At 38.0% G+C, this 20,191-nt stretch carries 16 protein-coding genes; 5 read left to right on the top strand and 11 right to left on the bottom strand.

The genetic code is table 11. The features are described from left to right. Positions 1-238 precede the first annotated feature (238 nt). The 5 genes from E2I05_RS07925 to E2I05_RS07905 form a co-directional block, all read right to left on the bottom strand. On the bottom strand, positions 239-1,492 hold the full coding sequence (locus E2I05_RS07925) for a metallophosphoesterase (protein WP_121852916.1): 1,254 nt from the start codon (positions 1,490-1,492) through the stop codon (positions 239-241). A gap of 109 nt (positions 1,493-1,601) precedes the next feature. Then, on the bottom strand, positions 1,602-2,144 hold the full coding sequence (locus E2I05_RS07920; protein ID WP_121852917.1) for an SPOR domain-containing protein: 543 nt from the start codon (positions 2,142-2,144) through the stop codon (positions 1,602-1,604). Positions 2,145-2,147: 3 nt separating this feature from the next. Beyond that, the gene (gene folC, locus E2I05_RS07915; protein ID WP_121852918.1) at positions 2,148-3,404 is read right to left on the bottom strand and encodes a bifunctional tetrahydrofolate synthase/dihydrofolate synthase; all 1,257 of its coding nucleotides are present in this window, start codon (positions 3,402-3,404) and stop codon (positions 2,148-2,150) included. 13 nt (positions 3,405-3,417) lie between these two features. Next, positions 3,418-4,203 carry a tRNA pseudouridine(38-40) synthase TruA gene (gene truA / locus E2I05_RS07910; protein WP_121852919.1) on the bottom strand — a complete coding sequence of 262 codons (786 nt, stop codon included), beginning with the start codon at positions 4,201-4,203 and terminating at the stop codon, positions 3,418-3,420. Positions 4,204-4,274: 71 nt separating this feature from the next. Beyond that, entirely contained in the window at positions 4,275-5,441 is a 1,167-nt protein-coding gene (locus E2I05_RS07905; protein WP_121852920.1) for a nucleotide sugar dehydrogenase, read from the bottom strand. A 749-nt stretch (positions 5,442-6,190) separates the two neighbouring features. On the opposite strand from E2I05_RS07905, the gene E2I05_RS07900 reads away from it, so the two are divergent. After that, entirely contained in the window at positions 6,191-6,400 is a 210-nt protein-coding gene (locus E2I05_RS07900) for a hypothetical protein (RefSeq protein WP_121852921.1), read from the top strand. Between the two features lie 14 nt (positions 6,401-6,414). After that, on the top strand, positions 6,415-6,816 hold the full coding sequence (locus E2I05_RS07895) for a hypothetical protein (protein ID WP_133309561.1): 402 nt from the start codon (positions 6,415-6,417) through the stop codon (positions 6,814-6,816). A gap of 332 nt (positions 6,817-7,148) precedes the next feature. On the opposite strand, the gene E2I05_RS07890 is transcribed toward E2I05_RS07895, so the two are convergent. Further along, positions 7,149-7,736 carry a hypothetical protein gene (locus E2I05_RS07890; protein ID WP_121852923.1) on the bottom strand — a complete coding sequence of 196 codons (588 nt, stop codon included), beginning with the start codon at positions 7,734-7,736 and terminating at the stop codon, positions 7,149-7,151. Positions 7,737-8,080: 344 nt separating this feature from the next. Between E2I05_RS07890 and E2I05_RS07885 the strand changes: the two genes are divergently transcribed. Continuing rightward, the gene (locus tag E2I05_RS07885; RefSeq protein ID WP_121852924.1) at positions 8,081-9,847 is read left to right on the top strand and encodes a hypothetical protein; all 1,767 of its coding nucleotides are present in this window, start codon (positions 8,081-8,083) and stop codon (positions 9,845-9,847) included. Positions 9,848-9,958: 111 nt separating this feature from the next. Here the strand turns inward: E2I05_RS07885 and rfbC are convergent, their stop codons facing one another. The 5 genes from rfbC to E2I05_RS07860 form a co-directional block, all read right to left on the bottom strand. Next, entirely contained in the window at positions 9,959-10,501 is a 543-nt protein-coding gene (rfbC, locus tag E2I05_RS07880; RefSeq protein WP_121852925.1) for a dTDP-4-dehydrorhamnose 3,5-epimerase, read from the bottom strand. After that, complete coding sequence (gene rfbD / locus E2I05_RS07875) at positions 10,498-11,397, bottom strand: dTDP-4-dehydrorhamnose reductase (protein WP_121852926.1); 900 nt, start codon at positions 11,395-11,397, stop codon at positions 10,498-10,500. The genes rfbC and rfbD overlap by 4 nt, the downstream gene beginning before the upstream one ends. Before the next feature lie 596 nt (positions 11,398-11,993). After that, a complete protein-coding gene (glmM, locus tag E2I05_RS07870) occupies positions 11,994-13,349 on the bottom strand; it encodes a phosphoglucosamine mutase (protein WP_121852927.1) in 1,356 nt (451 codons plus the stop codon). 563 nt (positions 13,350-13,912) lie between these two features. After that, the gene (locus E2I05_RS07865) at positions 13,913-14,449 is read right to left on the bottom strand and encodes a methylated-DNA--[protein]-cysteine S-methyltransferase (RefSeq protein ID WP_121852928.1); all 537 of its coding nucleotides are present in this window, start codon (positions 14,447-14,449) and stop codon (positions 13,913-13,915) included. A 14-nt stretch (positions 14,450-14,463) separates the two neighbouring features. Next, the gene (locus tag E2I05_RS07860; RefSeq protein WP_243641054.1) at positions 14,464-15,942 is read right to left on the bottom strand and encodes a DNA-3-methyladenine glycosylase 2 family protein; all 1,479 of its coding nucleotides are present in this window, start codon (positions 15,940-15,942) and stop codon (positions 14,464-14,466) included. A gap of 260 nt (positions 15,943-16,202) precedes the next feature. On the opposite strand from E2I05_RS07860, the gene E2I05_RS07855 reads away from it, so the two are divergent. Together E2I05_RS07855 and E2I05_RS07850 are read left to right on the top strand one after the other, a co-directional pair. After that, positions 16,203-17,246, top strand: a complete 1,044-nt coding sequence (locus tag E2I05_RS07855) for a sulfite exporter TauE/SafE family protein (protein ID WP_121852930.1) — start codon at positions 16,203-16,205, stop codon at positions 17,244-17,246. Positions 17,247-17,634: 388 nt separating this feature from the next. After that, positions 17,635-19,758 (top strand): hypothetical protein, encoded by a 2,124-nt coding sequence (locus E2I05_RS07850; protein WP_121852931.1) that lies wholly within the window; start codon positions 17,635-17,637, stop codon positions 19,756-19,758. Positions 19,759-20,191: the final 433 nt, after the last annotated feature.

Raw genomic sequence — 20,191 nt, 5'->3', positions numbered from 1 at the left:
CAATCTTTTCAGAGTTAACAATAAGTTTGTTTATTTCTATTAGGGAGCTAGCGATTTAGAAGCACCAATCTTTGTCATACCAGCGAAGGCTGGTATCCAGCGACTTTCTATAGGAAAAAGCAAAGCCCCTAGACTACCGACATACAAAACTGTCGTTACTTCGTTTCCCGCCTGCGCTGGAGTGACGAGAACTCACCGGTATACTTTCTTCCGTAATTTTCCTTAGCAATCAGACGAACTACAACATATAGCTTCCTATATCAAACAGATTATAACTTCCATCATCATTATTCCACACTGATTGTAATGAAAAACGGTCACCTTGAAAATGCACTAAAAGATACCTTTTTTTATAGGCCGCTGCACTTTGAAACACTGGTATTGATCTATTGTTTGCAGTGATTGTTTTAAAATAACCATTCCATACATGATAATGCCCCGCGAATATTGCTGAAACCGGATGCTTCTCTAGTATGTGTTGAAAGTCGGAATTTTTAGTAAAATCTAAGGAATGAAAATTGAGTATTGTTTTTTTACCCTGTTCTTCTGCATTTGTCAGGTCTTGATCTAACCAATTTAGTGACGAGCGAATATAAAAATAATCTCTTCTGGCATGACCAAAATTCCAAAGGCTCCATTCTGTTTCGTAAGTAGGGTAATAATTTAATTGTACAAAATGAACATTACCAATATCCCACGAATAGCCAAAGCTTCCATCGTAATCTTTTCGATAAGAAGGGAATTTATAATAAGCTCCACTTATACTAAAGTCAGAATGTACTGGAATGCTTTGAATTTTATCAATGAAGTAATGAATCATTCTTTCTGCACAGTTGTTTTCATAGCAATCATTAACATTATCTGAATAGTCATGATTTCCAAGCCCAGGATAATTATTAACTTGTAAATCTCTTTCATAAAACTCTTGGTATTTTTCAAGTTGCCAGTCATGACCAAAAGCCGTTAAATCTCCATTAGTGATCAAACCCGCAAGCTTTCCTTTGAGTTTGTTATTTAAATCATTGATACTTTGAACTCGAATTTTATTATCTAATTGTGCCCTTATTTCATCATCACATTTCTCGTAATGTGTTTTACAAGTCCACGGATATTGTGGGTCTGCATCAATAGCCATATAAAAATCTTTCGGGGTGAACTTGAGAACGTTAAGCTCAATCACCATCTGTTGGAATTTTTCTGGTAGATGTGTCTGCGATTCTAAAAACGTTTGACACAACTTATCACCATCCGAATCATTTCGTATACACAGCCTAGCTGCTCTATTTTTTGGGATAATTATTGATGCAATTTTGATTGGTTCGGCGTCGTTAAAAGTATATAACTCTGGTCGCTCGTCTGTAATACAAAATTGTTTATATTTCGATTGGTAGTTTATTTGTTTAAATGTCTGAACACAGTCACTATGACTTTCAGCAAAAACCAAGTTTATATGACCGACCAATAACATAAAACTCAAAAGTAGTGCTTTCATAATATCAGAACTCTGAAGTATAACTACTTTAAAGTATTAACTAATGACCAATGTTAAAACAATAAAACGAATAGAATTAATAGGCATAAGTCAGTCAAGAGATATTATCTTATTTTCTTTCTAATGGGTTATAGGTTATCACTCTTCCTTTAAGCCCTGTTTGCTTTAAAACTTGAGCTTGAATAGCAATTAACTTTTCTTTCGAGACATTTGGCCCAACAAAAACTTTGGTCAACTCCTTATCAACTGGAATTTTTGGTAGTGTATAAGCAGGAAAACCCGATTTACGTAATTTTTTAACGAGGGCGTTTACATTGGCGGCATTTTTAAAACTACCCAACTGTAAAGTAAATCCCACTTCTATTTTTTTAGGCGTCGATTTTGTTTTGACGGGTTCAGAATTAACAACCTCCGTTGTCGAGCTTTCAGGTTGAGTTGAGTCAACGGTTTCAGGCTGAGGCAACTCAATAGCCCCAATCACTTCACTATTGTTTTTGTTAATGTCACCACTAAATGCTGGACGTAAAGGAATTTCAGAAAAGTTTTCTTCTTGCCGAGGCTTTTTGCCATCAAGCATATCAGGCAAAAAAATCACCCCGAGGGCAACGACAACGATTGTACCGACTAAACGATTCTGAAATTGATTCGACACAGTTTATCCTTTACTCATTATTAGCTTAAAGCCTGCTACAGTGTAAAATGACCCGAACACAATTACCACATCATCCGCAGATATTTGTTGTTGTAAATTTTCCCAAGCTTCATTCATTTCATCATAACAATCAGCTGACGCCGTTTTAGGCAAGGATTTTAATAGCTCTAAAGCACTTGCACCACGGGCTTCATCCAAAGTAACGAAAGACCAATGATGAATGGTTTTAGATAATAAATTAAGCACCGATGAGTAATCTTTATCTTTAAGCATACCGCATAAAGCAAAAAGTCGTTTTCCTGAGTATTGTTGTAATTGTTGATTCAAATAACGAGCGGCATGAGGGTTGTGAGCAACATCCAACAAAACCAAAGGTGCTTCACTGACTACTTCTAACCGCCCTGCCACCTTTGCAGCCTCTATACCTTTACGAATGATTCCTTCGTCCAAATCAGGTAAATAATGTTCTACTACTGCAATCGCTGTCGCGGCATTTGGTAACGGCAACTGAGGCAGAGCAATCTCGCTTATGGTACGCTTCCCTTGATATTGCCAATGAAAAGCTTGTTGAATGTATGTAAAGTTTTCTCCAACAATAAAAGGAGCTATGCCCGTTGCTTTCAATTGCTGCATGGCTAATGGAGGAAAGTTTGGTTCACCAATAATGGCTGGACGATTTTCACGACATATGCCCATTTTTTCAAGAGCCACCACTGTGCGTGTATTACCTAAATATTCTTGATGATCTAAATCGATCGAAGTGATTACACTGATATCGGCATCGACAATATTGGTGGCATCTAAACGTCCACCAAGCCCCACTTCAAGCAAGATAGTATCAAGGTTAGCCGCTTTAAATAAGTACAATCCGGTTAGCGTCGCGTACTCAAAAAAAGTTAGAGAGATTTCTTCGCGGGCTGTTTCAATCGCCACAAAGGCTTCAATGAGTTGGCTATCGCTTACTTCCTCACCATTAATTATGATACGTTCATTAAACCGAATTAAGTGCGGAGAGCTGTATACACCGACTTTTTGCCCAGATTGCCTCAAAATGCTATCTAACAATGCACAGGTGCTGCCTTTACCATTTGTTCCCGCAACGGTAATAACTTTAGCTGGTGATAACTCCATTAAAGACATGCGCTTGGCAACGCTAGAAACCCTGACTGTACCCATATCTATTTCAGTCGGATGCTTTGCAAAGATGTAATCAAGCCATTCTTGAAGAGTTGAATGGGCGCCAAGTGTAGATTTTGCCATTAGAAAGCCTCGATTAGTCAACAAAAAATAGTGGACCGAGCGCTAGTTTTGGTAATTCATAACGCTCTGGATAAGTGACATCCACCAAATACAACCCTTCAGCTTTGGCTGTAGCCGCCGCTTGATCTCTATCTTTAAGTTCCAACAGAATTTTCATCCAATCCATTGGTTGACGTCCTAGACCAATTTCAAGCAAAGAGCCAACAATATTGCGCACCATGTGATGCAAAAAAGCATTAGCCGCAATGTCCACCACCACATACATGCCTTGGCGACTTACTTTGATATGGTGCAAATTTCTAAAAGGGGTTTTAGATTGGCATTGAACAGCTCTAAAACTGGTAAAATCATTCTCACCCAGTAATTGCTGCGCGGCTTCATTCATTTTTTGTTCGTCGATTTCACCGGAGTAATGACTCACGCCATGTCTTAATATACCAGGCCGCAAGTTATGGTTATAAATCACGTAACGATAACGCCTTGCTGTGGCGGTAAAACGAGCGTGAAAGCTCTCATCAACTTCTTTCACCCAGCGAACAGCAATATCATCTGGCAAACTGGCATTGACACCTAAGGTCCATGCGCTGAGTTTTCTTTCTGCTGTTGTTTCAAAATGAACAACTTGCCCTGTCGCATGAACGCCAGAGTCGGTTCGGCCTGCACATTGAACTTGAATAGGCTCATTAGCCACTTTGGATAAGGCTTTTTCAAGCTGAGCTTGAACAGAGTCTACTTCTCTCTGCCTTTGCCAACCAAAATAATTGTTGCCGTAATACTCGATACCTAAGGCAATGCGCATAAACTTGTCTCTAATCACTATTTGTCGCGCATTCTATATGTAGGGAGCAAATACTTCAAAGGCTGAATAAATTAATCGGTATGAAATATATCTCTGGAATACACTTTACTTTCAACATCTGCGAGTTCTGCTGCAAACCTGTTCGCCACTATGACGTCCGATAATCGTTTAAACAACTCAATATCATTCACGAGCTTCGAATTAAAAAAAGTGCTTTCTGTCAGCTGCGGCTCATAAACAAGCACTTCAATGCCTTTTGCTTTAATACGTTTCATTATTCCTTGAACCGCTGATGATCGAAAATTATCGGAATCAGCCTTCATTACCAGTCGATAAATTCCTACGACTTTGGGGTTGCGAGCAACGACTTCATCAGCAATATGATCTTTTCGAGTAACATTCGCTTTTACTATCGCGGAGATCATATTATTTGGCACGTCTTTATAATTCGCTAACAACTGCTTCGTATCTTTAGGTAAGCAGTAACCGCCATATCCAAATGATGGATTGTTATAACCTTCGCCCACTCTTGGATCTAAACAAACACCATTAATTATTTGCTCTGTTTCTAATCCATGCATTTCAGCGTAAGTATCAAGCTCGTTAAAATAAGCGACACGCATTGCAAGGTATGTATTTGAAAAGAGTTTTACGGCCTCAGCTTCTGTTGAGTTTGTAAGTAAAACGGGAACGCCCTCTTTCTTGGCTGCTTCAAGCATCAAATCTGCAAATAGCTGTGCCCGATCAGAACGCTCACCCACAATAATCCTACTAGGATATAAATTATCATGTAATGCCTTTCCTTCTCGTAAAAACTCAGGTGAGAAAATAATACGATCACAATTAAACTTTTTATTAAGCGAAGCGCTATAACCGACTGGAACGGTGGATTTGATAATGATAGTCGCAAAATGGTTGACTTCAATCACCATGTTAATCACGGTTTCGACAGAGCAGGTATCAAAGCCATGTGTAATGTCATCATAGTTAGTTGGCGTAGCAACAACAATGAAATCAGCCTCTCTAAACGCTGTTCTAGAGCAAGAAGTGGCCTGTAAATTTAACGACTCGTGTTGCAAGAAATAAGCGATATCATGATCAACAATTGGTGAAAACTTATGATTAACTAAATCCACCCTTTCGGCATCAATATCAAACGCTATAACTTGATGATGCTGTGCAAACAAAATCGCATTAGACAACCCTACGTATCCGAGACCAGCGACGGCTATTTTCATTGAACCTTCCTTGTTGCAATATAGGTAATCAGAGAACTATGTATGCAAACCTCTACAACACAGCTATTTATAAGGATTAAGCGTTGTAGCAGCTCGAAATAACCTGCTATTTTTTCGCTACTACGCCTTGAACCTAAATAAACCGGTTGAACGCACAATTTAGGCTTTAATCTATTGAAATTAAGTACAAAGTTAAACAACCCGAATTCACCCATCAGGTGAGTGCTGAACATTCATGTACTAGCCAAAATCACCGCTAACTGCGTTATAAATTTTGCAAGTAGAAACGAAGTAATACCAATTCAATTTAGTCGACTTTTATGAATAACCGATTACAAGGTATAAGATCCGTTAAAATGTTTCATCCACATAACTCATACCAAATGCCCTTATAATTTAAATTTCGATTAAACAAAAGATTAATTCCAGTTTAAAAGCCTATCGTTACGCGCTAACTACGTTAATATTAAAATGAAAACAGGTAGATTTTGTTACCAAAAATTCATTTAGGGATCTAGCGATTTAGAAAGTACCAATCTTTGTCATACCAGCGAAGGCTGATATCCAGTGACTTTCTATAGGAAAAAGCAAAGGCACTAGACTTCAGCCTGCGCTGGAGTGACGAGAACTCATCGGTATACTTTCTTCCGCAACTTTCCTTAATAACAAACATGAAAATTTTGTAAGTAACAAAACTGTTATTTTTAACCTAGAAACATCAGTTAACTGCGTTCTCAAGCGTAGAAAAAATGGCTTATATTAAGGCGTGGCTTGCAGCAAGCAGTTATTCTACATGCAAAAGTTACAACGCAGATCGCTGCCAGTTTAGTAAGCTTGTGAGCCTAGAGCATTTCACTCATTGGGTGAAAAACATGATGATAAAATCATCATATTGCTCAAACAGTTACTCATATACTCAGCGTTCAACTGATGTTTTTAGGTTTAATGTGATTGAATAATGAGGGGCATAGCGATGAGTATAGCGATAGATAAGACTCTTTCTTTACTGCCAGAAGGTGTTAAAGCATTAGAAGAAGTAAAAAAAAAACCTGAAGCAAAGAATGGCACTGATGTAACATTTCCCTGTGAATCTACATTATGTGGAATTATCAGTTATCAAGTCCGGTTTATGAATGGTAAAGCGACTCAAGCTTTTCTAAAAGGCAGAGAAGAACCTAATCGAAAATTCAAAGAGCTACAAGCTCAACATCCTTTGGTTGTCTTTATTAACTTTCAAATTGAGTTAAGCTATTGGGATATAATAGAAAAACCTGAACCAGAGCTAGAATCAAAATCAAAACCCAATCTGAAACCAGCCAACTTTGCTTCCCCTCGTTTTGGACAAACAGAAAATGCTATTAACGAACAGTTATGAACTGACTGTAATTGTAGTCGGGCAATAAAGATTCACCCTCGATTACTCTGTAGAGTTCATTAATACGTTGAAACTTGAGCTATCAAAAGCTTAAAGTTTCATACTGATTTGCTCTTAAAGGCATTTTGACTAGAAAAATGAAGTAATCAAGAATCATACCGAACGAAACACGTTATTGGACATAAGTTGGTTAGTAGGGAAGTAACTTTTATCAACGAGGTTATCTCTGTTTACGTTTAGTATCACTTAATTTTATCTTAGCTTTACTCACTTAACTGAGTCCAAACAAAAATGCTTCTGCGACGTAAAGCTAGGTAAAATTGAAGATGACATTACTCCAACTTATCCTTAACCAATATCCACATTTCTTGTCCTTTATATTTACTCTGCATTTTCTCAAAAGTAAGTTTTTCACCAACCGAAACCGTATCTGAGGCTTCGTCGTAATGTGGGTAATACCCCATATCCATTACCGTTTCCATTCTTGCAGGAAGTATTCTAGAGTCTGCTAAACATCCATCTTCAGGTCGGAACAATAATAGCGTGGATTCAATTTCACTTCGCTTATATTGTTGCCATTGTTGTGTTATTTGCTCAGTTTCAACTTTGGTATAGCGGCCTTTATATATCACTTCTAATTTTTTACTGTCAACATCAACAGCTTGTGTTGAACACTTGAATGATTTCTTATGCAAAGGATGATGCTGAATTGAAGGACTACTATCAGATAATGAACGAAAGAACTCGATAAGCCGTGTTTTTATGCTGTGCCACCATGTTGATTTGGATTCCGTTGATGAAGATGTAACTCGGTACTGATGATTATTGATTTTATATTGCAATGATGATGGGTTTGTAGATTTTATATCACCTCGAACACTGCTAGGTACAGCAGGGGGGAGATTTGAAGCTGTGATCATAATATGTCCATAAGAATCTGATTTCATGTATTTATTATAACTTAAAATCATACTATTCGCGGGTCATTTGAAAATGAGCTTTAAAAGCTCATTATAAGATTAGTATTTTTATGGATTGCCATTGCCAGCTTGAAATGGCACAGGTTTGGACAGAACCAATTTACGCATAATTTCATTATATTTTGAGTCTGAGATACAGCTATGAGCTACGAAACGGCTCCCTGTACGGTGGATAATTTTCTGTTATACATTTATAGAATGCCTTAAAGCTGAATATTTTTGTATTTATCTTTTCAGTGCGTTATTTCTTAGCTTGTTAATTCACTCACTTATTGAGTAATGTGATGGCGACAGTGCGCACTCCTGCTGAACAACAATCAATATATAGATTCATGCTTAAAAGTCTCCAAGAATACCCAAGCGAAGCCGTATTCTATCTGAACTCTGAGGTTTCAAGGTTTGATGGGGATGAAAACTTACAACAGTGTTATCAATTATTAAGCAAAACCGATAGACAAAAGTTGTATGATTTTTTCAACAATAAATCATCATCGACTTGCTCTAACTCTCACACACGAGAAACTCATTATTGTAAGAAGCCAAGTAATGCTTACCGACGCTTTCCAACTGAACCCCGCTCCATCACTCCAAAATCGAGCACTCGATATACCAAGCAAATACGGCAACCACCTTCCTCCCCTGATTCTTTTTTTACTCAGACCAGTGCGCTTATTCACTCTTGGAAACTTGAACAGAAAACCAAAAATCAATTGGGTATTGAGTTAAATGCATTAATTGGTGGTTGCACTAAACTTTCGCAGCTTATTGAAATCATTCACAGCCTAAAAAACGACAAACAGGTCATGGAAACATCATGGGATATAATATTAATCCATAAATTGTTACACAAAGCCGACGATTTACCTAACAGCCACTCATCTAATTTCGACGGTGTTTTTAGTGACATAACACGATTTAAATCGTCCTATGAAGCGAAAACATGCATACTATTACTGAAATTAATTAAGTTAAATTTAAATTTTTCAGATGCCAAAAGATTGGTGCTAGGCAATGCAGCTGAAGTCAGCTTAATGCAACAATGGGGCATCAAGCCTAATGTTGCCATTTACAATGTCTTTATCACGGTATGCGCTAAAACGGGCCAATTTGATAGTGCCTGGCAACTAGTGTGTGGTGATATGCCCGTGATGGCATCTCATTTGTCATTAAAGGCCAATAAAATCACCTGCACGAATTTGCTGACGGCCTGCGCTGAAACGGGGCGTTATGCCGAAGCCAAATCATTGGTGTTGGGCGATGGCGATACAGCCAGCTTGATGCAACAATGGGTCATCAAGCCTAATGTTGCCATTTACAATGCCTTTATCACGATATGCGCTAAAACGGGCCAGTTTGATAGTGCTTGGCAACTGATGTGTGGTGATAAGCCCGTGATGGCACCTCATCTACCATTAAAAGCAGATTTAATCACCTGCCTAAATTTGCTGACGGCCTGCGCTGAAGCGGGGCGTTATGCAGAAGCCAAATCATTGGTGTTGGGTGATGGCGATACAACTACAGCCAGCTTAATGCAACAATGGGGCATCAAGCCTGATGTTGTCATTTACAGTGCCTTTATTAAAGTATGTATTAAGGCTAAGGAATTTGACACTGGAATATGGTGTTTAGAAAACATATTGAACAAATGTCACATGAATACTCTTTCACAAATACATGCTCAACTTGCACCGCTTGAAAAAGATAATTTCGCAAGCATGATTGATAAAGGGATAGCACAAGGAATATATAAAAAAAATGTTGGCTTAATCAATCATTGTATAGATTTGCATATGGATAAAATCTTCGAAGGACATTCAGGCAATGATACACATATTCGAGGTGTTCCATTAGCTTTCGCAAAACTATTATTTTGCTACCACAAACAAAACAATGAACCCAAAATAACATCGGTCATAACTGGATATCATGGCAATAATACATTAAAAAATGGAATGATAAGTTTTCTCAAAGATGAATTTGGACTTGAGTTTATCGAGGATGAATTCAACTCAGGAATGATAGTATTGAGCGAGTCTACCCATATAACTTGATATTCGCGAGCACACTTTTTAGTATGATCGCATCATACTTTATTGCCCAGTATGAGACTTTATTACCTCACTACAGTAATTTCGCCACTTATTTTGGCAATAATGGGTATTTCACACTGCTACAAATAAACTCGAAAAATTGATGCCCCTAGCATCTTTGTCAGATAGTAATGGGGCTTGAGATAACGGCCAATCAATAGCAAGTTCAGGATCATCCCACTTAATACAAACCTCAGATTCTGGATGATAAAAATTAGTACATTTATATAAACAATCAACAGTATTTGACAAAACATAAAACCCATGAGCAAAACCTGCAGGAACCCATAATTGCCGATAATTTTCTGCCGATAATGTGGCCCCAAACCATTGACCATATGTGGCTGAATCAGACCTTACATCAACCACGACATCAAATATTTTACCTGCAAGCACTTGTATTAACTTCCCTTGCGGTTGTTGTTGCTGAAAATGCAGACCTCTTAACGTGCCTTTGATGGAACGTGAATAATTGTCTTGCACGAAATCTACATCGGCTATGTTTTTCTTAAACTTGTTCTGATGCCAGTTTTCTTGAAAAAAGCCTCGTTCATCTTCGAAAATTTGAGGTTCAAGAATTTTTACATCATCAAACCTTGTATCAAGAATATTCATAGTTTGAAATCAATCTCGGTCAGTGCATGTTGCCAATTGCTTGGTTTAATACCAAACACTTTATTTATTTTACTGTTATCCAATCCAGAAAAAGCTGGGCGTTCTACATAACTTTGATAATCTTTAGCCTGAATTGGGTTTATCGTTAAATTGGGAGCAATAAGGACTTTATTCGATTGTGACTGAACAACCTGTTTCGCTAACTGAAACCAACTCACCAATGGTTCACCACAAAAGTGGTAAATGCCCCACTTTTCGGAAGACGCTGGCCAGTTTCTTATTTCTTTTGCGATGATCATAATTCCTTTTGCTAAGTCCGCCGCACTCGTAGGCCCTGAAACTTGATCGCTCACAATATTCAATACAGAACGTGAGACACCAAGTTGAAGCATAGTGCGACAAAAATTTTTAGCGGCTGCTGAGAACAATGAAGAACTTCGAACGATAATATGTCGCTGGCAGTGCGAAATTACAGCCTGCTCACCCGACATTTTAGACTTGCCGTACTGATTTATCGGGTTAGGAGTATCTGTTTCACAATAAGCGATTTGCTTTTTGCCATCAAAAACATAATCCGTTGAAATATGAATAAGTGCCGCACCAACTGTATTTGCCGCACAAGCCAAATTTTCAGCTCCCAAACCATTCACTCGATGAGCTAGTTCACAAGATAACTCGGCCTTTTCAACATCAGTAAACGCTGCTGCATTAATAATTACGTCTGGTTTTAAACTTATTATGGTTCTGTCTACAGCATCAAAATCCGTTACATCTAAATCTTGATGAGTAAAACCTATAATCTCTACACCATCAAGAGACAAATTAATTAGCTCTTGGCCTAACTGGCCAGAAGCACCCGTAATAGCTAATTTAACGGTTGATTGAACAACTTTCATTTATCCAACCCCAAAAATATCAATTAATTTTTACTCAATAAGCCCAAACTGAAAACAAAAATTACACGCTTATAACATGGAGTTTTTTAATTAACAATTATACCCATCATATCGTAGGGCAACCGCACGAATGAGTAATATATGCACAACTCCATGTGGTAATTACGTCATTCCCGTTTTCAACGGGAATGACGGACTATAACGTCTACGGTTTTTGCTCGAACAACATTCATGAGTTAAGGGCTCTGGCGATTTAGAAAGTACCAATCTTTGTCATACCAGCGAAGGCTGGTATCCAGTGACTTTTATAGAAAAAAAGCAAACGCACTAGGCTCTGCCGATCTTTCATGATTAAATTTTGTGCTATTTGAGTATTTATCTGTTCAAGGCGTGAGCAGTGATGCTTAGCCATCTAAGTGAGCTGGTCACAACACAGAACAGTGAATACTCAAAAGCATCGAAGACAGCGTAAATTGGTCGCTCTTTCTAAATAAAAGGTGCTGCGTTATCGTTTCCAGCCTAGGCTGGAGTGACGAGGACTCATCGGTATACTTTCTTCCGCAACCTTCCTTACTCTGAATGATATCTGAGCAATATTATGATGCTTGCTTAACGGCTTTAGCGATAAATTCCGCTTGAGATTGAGTCATAGTAATATCTGTTGATTCAACCATGACGCGAATGAGTGGCTCAGTGCCTGATTTACGAAGCAATACTCGGCCATTTTCAGCTAGCACACCTTCTGCGTCTCTTACCGCTTGTGCCACCACATCTGACGCCATAATCTCATCAGCATTATCCGCTTTCAGTTTTACATTGATTAATACTTGAGGCAGTTTTGACATACCCTTTTTCAATTCAGACAGTGATACTCCTGACTCTTGTACGGCTTTAATCACTTGCAATGCCGCCACAATACCATCACCCGTCGAAGTATGACGTAAACTTAATATGTGACCAGAGCCCTCACCACCTAATTGCCAGCCCGTTTCTTTAAGCTGTGCAACTACATAACGATCACCCACTTTTGCACGAATAAAAGGAATATCCATACCTTTTAGTGCGAGCTCTAAACCTAAGTTCGACATTAAGGTGCCAACAACACCGCCATCAAGTTCATTATTTTTCTTTGCTGCTTGTGCAAGAATGAACAATATCTCGTCGCCATCAACGACTTCGCCTAAATGATCGACAAACATCACTCTATCGGCATCACCGTCGACTGCAATTCCTAGATCAGCTTCGTTTTCAATTACGGATTTTTGTAAACTTTCTAAATGCGTTGCACCACACTTTTCATTAATGTTTAAACCGTCAGGCTTATCGTTAATGTTGATTACATTAGCGCCAAGTTCTGAGAACACATTAGGTGCGATATGATATGCCGCACCATTAGCACAATCGACGACAACTTTTAAATTTGAAAGCGATAGATGTTTAGGGAACGTGCCTTTACAAAACTCAATGTAACGGCCGGCCGCATCATCAATCCGGCGAGCTTTGCCTAATTTATCAGACTCTACGCATCCCATTGCATTGAACTTAATGGCTTGCTCAAGAAGCTCTTCGATTTCTTGCTCTTGGGCATCATTCAGCTTTATGCCTGAATTACCAAAAAATTTAATGCCATTATCATAAAAAGGATTGTGAGATGCGCTGATCACAACACCTGCATCAGCCCGAAACGTTGATGCTAAGTAAGCGACAGCTGGTGTCGGCATAGGCCCCACAAGTGCAACATTAACACCTGCAGCAGAAAAACCAGCTTCCATTGCTGATTCCAACATATAACCACTTATGCGTGTATCTTTACCAATGAGTACTTCTTTGGTGCCAGTAGAAGCCAAAACGGTTCCAGCTGCCCAACCTAATTTCATCGCGAATGAAGGTGTTATTGGAAATTCGCCAACTTTGCCACGTACACCATCAGTACCAAAATACTTCCGAGACATATTCTTCCTTTCTATTTATATCCTTACCTATAAGCATCGAATGATAACACACCTCAAAATTGCTGCCACATAGCTTATTCTGTGGATATGTGCTTGAAAGGTAAACTCTAAACCATGTAGTTCTTTTTTAAGGCATGTGATCAAGGTATCAAAACGAAGACCTAACTCGCGACGCTTCTTTATGACCAGATATAGGTTTTGGTAATGACTCCGTTCAGGGCGATGTAACCAACTTTATCTCTAAAACCTTAATCCTCAATGACTTAACATGGCAACACAGTAAAACAAGTCCTACAGAAACAGGCAAGAGATCAAAGATTTCAGTACAAGGCGAAAGTTTGAGGTGCTATATTCCCTACGGCCGCCATACAAAGCTGGCGTTCAACGCACTTCGTGCTTTTGTCGGGATAATTCAAAAACATACAACGCAGTAATGGAATTTTGCAAAAATCTTCAAAACTCAGCAATATACCGTCGTATTTTTTTGCACCCAATAAGCATATTTGTTCGACGGCAATTTTTGTAAATCAAACATTTATCGATTTCGTCACCCAAAGCTCAGGTTATTTCGCTTCCAAATCAAGCAGACTTTGTTTCATTTTTAGGCCATAGGCATAACCCGTTAATTTACCGCTCTTACCTATAATTCGATGACAGGGCACAATAATAGCGATTGGGTTTGCACCGTTGGCTGCCCCGACCGCTCTCACCGCCTTGGGACGGTTTATTTTATTTGCAATATCACTGTAACTACAACTTGCGCCATAATTAACTTCGACTAGCGCTTGCCATACTTGGTGTTGAAATTCTGTTCCTTTGGGGGCAAGTGCCAAGTCAAAAGAAGTTCGTTTTCCATCAAAATATTCACTTAACTGCTCACGAGTCTGGTTAACATGTTGGACAGCTCGATTGTATTCATCGGACAATTCAGCATCACTCGCTGTTAAATTTTGTTTCTCATATTCGCAATCTGTTGTAACGGTTAGATGAGTTAATCCATAGCTATTTGCTTTTAGTAATAACTTTCCTACTGGAGAATCAAAAATTATCGCCGCCAAAGACGGTTGAGTGTTTGTTGTACTCATTATTGTTAGTTTCATTCTAAATTCCCTACTCACTGTAAATTCCACAATTGAAAGGTGACATAACTGCACCATGGACTGGTAGCATTTTTGAGCGAAGTAATTACACCACCGTAATCCGCATTCGTGTTGATGGGAGGGTACGAACTATTTTCTTGCGCCAATAATGCCATTAAGCGTTTTCTAACCACTAAATCGGTGGCTAAAAACACATTAGGATCACTCAATCCTCGCATTTTAGCGTACTCTACCGTCCATGGACCAATGCCCTTAACGTCTAAACATTCTTCGACTTCAGCATTGGGTTTATTCCGCAAAAAAGCGGCTAAACTCCGTAACGCAAGTTTTCTTGCACCGGGCATTTTTAACATCTCAAAGTCTGAATCACTAAGAGATTGAGGCTCTGGAAAGTAGTAAATCGTTTTACCATTAACTACCTCTTGATCCCCATAATGGTGAACCAATTTAGTCAGTAAATTAATAGCCTGTTTCACTGATACTTGTTGACCAAGCACTGCACGGCATAATCCTTCGAACACGCTACCAGTCCCCACTACACGTAGCCCTGAGATAGCGTTTACACCAAGCAGCTTTAAGTGAGTGATACCCTCGTCTATCTGTTGCATATCTGCATCAAGATCCAATATGCGCCTGATGTTTGCCACCAGCTTATAGAGACTGGATAAATTTGATTGATCAGACAAAAAAACCTTCACCTTAAATCGGTATTTTTCAGCTTGATGTTCAGCAACAAAGTAACCTTTCATTTCGTCAATACTAAAGGTTTTTACATAAGTGTTATCGTCAGGCAACCATTCCATATTTGGGACTGCACGAAAAGATAAAAATGCTCGCATATGATCCCAATTAAATGGCGGTCGATATGAAAGGTAGAGTTGTAAAGGTTTCGTTTGATCACCATTTATTTCGTGGCGGCCTTTTCTAAACTGTGACGGTGTTAATAACAACTTTTGTTTAAAAATTTGATTGAAATTTCTAACACTGTGAAATCCTGAAATTAAAGCAATATCCGTAATACTTAATTTGGTTTGATGAAGTAAGGTTTTAGCAAAGAGCAATTGTTGATATTGCATAAACTGCTTAGGCGAAGTGCCAAACTGATCTTGAAATAATTTTCTTAAATATCGACTGGTTATGCCTAGCCGCTCAGCCAAATGCTCCATCTCGATCACTTGGTTATTTTGTCGGGCATAATCAATGAGTTTAATGGCACGCTCTAACGTTGTTTTTACTCCTTTCCAAGCATAAGAGTGTGGAGCACTGTCTGGGCGACAGCGTAAGCAAGGCCTTAACCCGACTTGAGCCGCTGCTATTGCACTATGATAGTAATCAATATTCTCTTCTTTAGGGGCAACAGCAGGGCAAATCGAGCGACAATAAATGCCAGTCGTTTTTACCCCTATAAAAAATAAACCATCAAACCTCGGATCTCTCGACAGTCGAGCTTGCTGGTAATTTTGCTTTGTGGCTTCACATATTGCATGGATCAAATCAATCTATCTCGCACTACTTTGAAAAATATCGTTAATGACACTGTATATGAAAGTAAGTGTGAATAACTAGCAGAAAACGGAACTCTACCTCACTGTGACGGATCCAAAAAGTTAAGTCATCTTTGATGAACTCTGTTCAGGTCTCGTTCAATAACATGAGGAGCTTTAACAATACGCTGAGGTCTAATAGTTTTGGACGAATATACTGCTTAGCTGTTGCCATAAAAGCATGCTAGACAGTCTACGGAGTCAAGATTATGAGTTTTTTAATTATTTTTACTATCTCATTCATCGCTTTTTGCATCAGTGCATTATCTGGCGGTGGAGCTGGCTTAATATTAATTCCTATACTCAGTCAATTTTTAAACCCTGCGCAGGTTCCCGCTGCTATAACCATAGGTACTGCTACCAGTTCTCTTACCAGAATATTAATGTTTTACAAGAATATTCAATGGCGAATGGTTAGCTGGATCGTACTGTCTTCTCTACCTGGTGTTGCCGTTGGTGCTTATTTACTTTCTTACCTCAATCCAATCATTATTGAACTCTGTTTAAGTTTGTTCTTAATCAGTAACTTAGTCATGATTTTTAAAAAAGGATCTAAGGAGGAGTTTAGTAACAAACTGCCCAATTGGATACTTATTATAGTGGGTTTCTCAATCGGAATTATATCGTCCTTAATCGGTGCGGTTGGTGTCCTCTACAATCGAATATATTTCAGATATGGCCTTACCAATGAAGAAGTGATCGCAACAAGAGCAGCTAATGAAATAGTGATTCATCTTATTAAATTAGGTATTTATACATGGTTAGGAATCTTAGGCTTAGAAACATTCAAGTTTGGAGCCTTAGTTGCCATATCGTCAATATTAGCAACGCTTATCGTTAAGTTATTCATTAACAAAATCCCTAGAAAGATATTTGTAAAGATAGGCTACGCTGCAATGGTGGTATCAGGTCTTTTCATGCTTAACGACGCGGCGGTTAATATCAAAGCTGAACATGATCCCCATATCACTAGCTATTTCACTCCAGAAGGTGATTTGTTGCAGATGATTTGGGACAACCAACATTATTTCCTCACTTTTAAAAAAGACGAGGGCCTAAACATAAAAAAACACATTGAATTTACTCGTTATTCGCCCCTACAGAGACGTCAGCTTCGCAATATGTGCGTTCAAAGCCAACGCATGTTCATACGTGAGAGATTCGGATTTCACGGCACTGATTATGAGATACATTGTTTATATAAAAACCGTGGTATCACCCATCACAAAATTAAGTGGTTAAAGGCTATTTGAGCCATCATTATTCTAGGGGCTGTTTATCTTTCGTGATTATTTTTGCAACGATAAATTGGTCGTTTTATACAAGACAGAGCATGTGCGGTTTGGTATTCCAAATAAGCAAGCGATAACGCAGTACCTTTTATTTAGAAAGAGCGACCAATTTACGCTGTCTTAGATGCTTTTGAGCGTTCACTGTTCTGTGTTGTAACCCGTTTCTAAGCTTCACAACTTACGCCTTGAACAGATAAACGCTCAAATAGCACAAAATTTAATCCTGAAAGATAAACAGCCCCTAATCACTATCAACCCGTTAATATTTCAATTTTCACGCCTTTATTCAGCCTGTGTAAAGTAAAAATTAGTAATAATAATGTTAAAACTAGTTACTAGGTGAATAAAATTGTTATCTGTTGGTTCAATTGCAGAGGCTTCGAATAGCGCACATTCTTGTTCTCTCACTTCCGAAGCGCTGTTATATGATGAATATTCTGTTAACACTGCGCAATCAGAAGGACTTAATCACGAATGGTTTTCAAGTCGACCTGAATTAAAAACTGAATCTGCTAAGCCAATTTCAACTAGAAATCCAAACCAATTAAAGAAATTATTAAAAGCTATCGACAACAAGATTGGAAGTGAAAGTGATGATTTTGAAACCATAGTAACAGCTCAGATTACGCCTTCATTATCAAAGATAAAATCCACAGAGTTAAGAGAGACCCTTTGTTTGCTATTTCACACTATTAGCTCAATTAAAAGTACTGTTAGTGAGAGGTATGCACCAAGAGCGGACTTCAATTACTTGTGCCTTCCAAACACTATGGTTCATTTAATCAATTTATTAAAAAAAAGTGAAGATAATGAAAATAATATAGATATGCTTTTAAGTTTCGCTAAATTAATTGAAAGCGAATTTATATTAAATAAACATAGCCATCAAGATATATATCGGTTAGCTCAATCGTCTTTTCATCCTTTCTCTGTAGATACTGCTAAATGTATTTTTGATTCTAGTGGCATATCAAAACAATTATTATTTACTCGGTTCATGTTAGCAAAATGTTTATTCAAGCTTAAACTTCTAAACTCTATAAACTTCATATTTTATAACTACACAAAATCCTTGGATATTGATTTAATATTTTTTAGCACCAAATTAACTCATCATCAGCTATTAATATTTTTTGATGGCTATGCTGAAAAATTCATTCAGGCCCATTTAACTGGAAATCAAGAAAAATTAACCCAAAAGCTTAACTCATTAAAATTAAACGATGAGTGTATTTTGCACTTAAACACATATAGAGAAAAAATACTTTTTCCCCAATTGCTCGGCAACCTTCCAATCATTCAACCAGAATGCGTCCCTATAGCAAGTATTGAACATCGACTCCCTCCATACGATCAATTCGAACGAATTTCATTTCGCTTATTAGTGTCGATGGTATATGAGCAGTCATTATCTGAAAGAGTCGATGACAGTGAACTTAACCTTGATGAAATCACATTTGGTGAAGAACATGAGTATAGTGTTAAAGAAAAACACTTAAAAAATGAGGCTACTAGAAGAGCTTATCTTGATGAGCTTGAAACTACTTTTCAAAAACAGCTCAAAAAAGAAAAAATCGCCCATTCTTCTCAAAGCATTGATTACTCCGAAAAAAAATCATTTAAACTTGGCGATTGGGAGTTTGCATTCTTTTTTGACGGACATTTTCTTGAGTTTCACACAAAACCATACAAGTTTCGTCAACAGTTCTGTATAGAACAAGATGGAGAGGAAAAATTACTAGAAACAAGCCAACTCGTCAAAAAAATAATAACTCCACTCGTAGAGTCTGAACAATTAACAGGTGTATCCGGACACAAACATATGGATACGTATAATGTGTTAGCTAAAAACCCTGAACTATCTCTTAGGCTTCTCGCCGACATTGAAGAGTCTACTTGGTTACCTGTAGTATTAAAAAGAGTCGAAGATATGATGTTCTTTTTTTTTGCAAAAGGCGACAAAAAAGAGTTCAGCGAGCTAAAAAAGCTAGTTGCTAAACTCAATGAAAAGATCCTAAATAAGGATCAAAGAAAAAGTCTGAATTACAAAGAATTTGTTAAGTTTGTACGCCTACTTAAAATTTACAGTTCATTTGGCATGAAAAACATACCATTAAATCTTCAGCATATTGATGATGCCGAACATTCTATTGATATGAATGTGAAGCCATCAAGCACTGTAGAATTTCGTTTTTTTCATTGCCCAAGAAACGCTGAAGAAATTGATGCAGATACACAATACATTCTTGGGAGATTAAAATTCCTTCACCAGCAACAACAACTTCACGAACCCATACGATACTCCCCACTAGATACAAAAGCATATACAGCCGAATCGGCTGAAAAAGAGGCGGCGATTAAGGCGGCACAAGCCAAGCTCACCTACGAACAATTTAAAAAATTTATGAGGATCGATGCTACTGAAGTATCAAAGCAATATTTTGAACATGTCTCTCAACCTAGTTTTGCTTAAAAAAACGCTTCATTAGGGACTGTTGATCTTTCGTGATTGTTCTTGCAGCGATAAATTGGTTATTTTATGCAAGGCAGAGTTTATGAGGTTTGGTTATTATCGACATACAAAACTGTCGTTACTTCGTTTCCAAATAAGAAAACGATAACGCAGCACCTTTTATTTAGAAAGAGCGACCAATTTACGCTCTCTCTTTTTTCGATGCTTTTGAGCATTCACTGCTCTGTGTTGTGACCAGCTCACTTAGATGGCTAAGCATCACTCCTCACGCCTTGAACAGATAAATGCTCAAATAGCACAAAATTTAATCCTGAAAGATCAACAGACCCTAATAAACTCAGCATCGGAACACCTTATAATATTGAGTAATTACTCTAATTTACTTAAATAACACTATCATTTCGTTACATATCTTTATCTTCCAAGTAATTGA

The sequence above is a fragment of the Parashewanella spongiae genome, from assembly GCF_004358345.1.
Lineage (GTDB): Bacteria > Pseudomonadota > Gammaproteobacteria > Enterobacterales > Shewanellaceae > Parashewanella > Parashewanella spongiae.
Note: the sequence above shows the minus strand (reverse complement) of the source record. Positions and strands in the feature narration are given on the sequence as shown.